2 protein-coding genes are annotated in these 1,093 nt (G+C 32.7%); both read left to right on the top strand.

The window, feature by feature from the left end; translation table 11 throughout:
* The coding region (gene hflK, locus AMN73_RS01365) for an FtsH protease activity modulator HflK (RefSeq protein WP_075534513.1) at positions 1 to 753 on the top strand (753 nt) is incomplete at its 5' end.
* A gap of 1 nt (position 754) precedes the next feature.
* On the top strand, positions 755 to 1,093 hold a 339-nt coding region (locus AMN73_RS01360), incomplete at its 3' end, for an SPFH domain-containing protein (RefSeq protein WP_256997824.1).

Genomic DNA, 1,093 nt, shown 5'->3' with positions numbered 1-1,093 from the left:
AAAGTTACTAAAGTTAATAGAATCGATATAGGTTTTAGATCTGAAAGAGATAGCGGTTTCAGTTCAAGTGGTGTTGCTGACGTTCCAGAGGAAAGCTTAATGTTAACTGGAGATGAAAATATTGTAAACATAGACTTTTCAGTTTTTTGGGTAATTAAAGATGCGGGAAATTTTTTATTTAAAATTCAAGATCCAGAAGGAACTGTAAAAGCTGCAGCAGAAACAGCCATGAGGGAAGTTATTGCAAGAAGCGATATTCAACCAATTTTAACAGAGGGAAGATCAAAAATTGAAATAGATACGCAAGAAATTATACAAAATATATTAGATGAATACAGTTCAGGAATTGAAATTACACAGGTTCAAACTCAAAAGGCCGATCCACCTGATCAAGTAATAGATGCATTTAGAGATGTTCAAGCTGCAAGGGCTGATATGGAAAGATCTAAAAATGAAGCTGAAGCTTATGCAAACGATGTAATTCCAAGAGCTAGAGGTGAAGCTCAAAAGATCTTACAAGCTGCTGAGGCCTATAAAAAAGAAGTGGTCGCTAAAGCAGAAGGTGAAGCAAGTAGATTTTTGGCAATCTTTAATGAATACAAAAATGCAAAAAAAGTAACTCAAGAAAGAATGTATTTGGAAACTATGGAAAAAGTTTTGGCAGATATTGATAAGGTTATTATTGATAAGGAAGCAGGATCTGGAGTTGTTCCATACCTTCCACTTCCTGAATTAAAAAAGGCAACAAACTAATATGAAAAAAATTTTATTACCAGTTATAGGAGTGATAGCAGTTGTAGCATTTTTCTCTATATTTATTGTTAAAGAAGTTAATCAAGCTATTGTTCTTCAATTTGGTGACCCAAAGAAAATAATTTTAAAACCTGGACTAAACTTTAAGTTACCATTTATTCAGAATGTTGTTTTTTTAGATAAAAGAATTTTGAATTTAGATGCTCCGCCTGAAGAAGTAATTGCTTCAGATCAAAAAAGATTAATTGTCGATGCTTTTGCCAGATTTCAAATCGTAGACCCTCTTAAATTTTACATATCAGTTGGGAATGAGAGAGTTGCAAGATCTAGATTATCAACA

The organism is Candidatus Pelagibacter communis (assembly GCF_001179965.1).
In the GTDB taxonomy this organism is placed as follows: Bacteria; Pseudomonadota; Alphaproteobacteria; order Pelagibacterales; family Pelagibacteraceae; genus Pelagibacter.
The sequence above is the reverse complement of the archived record's forward strand: the minus strand, read 5'-3'. Positions and strand labels throughout refer to the sequence as shown.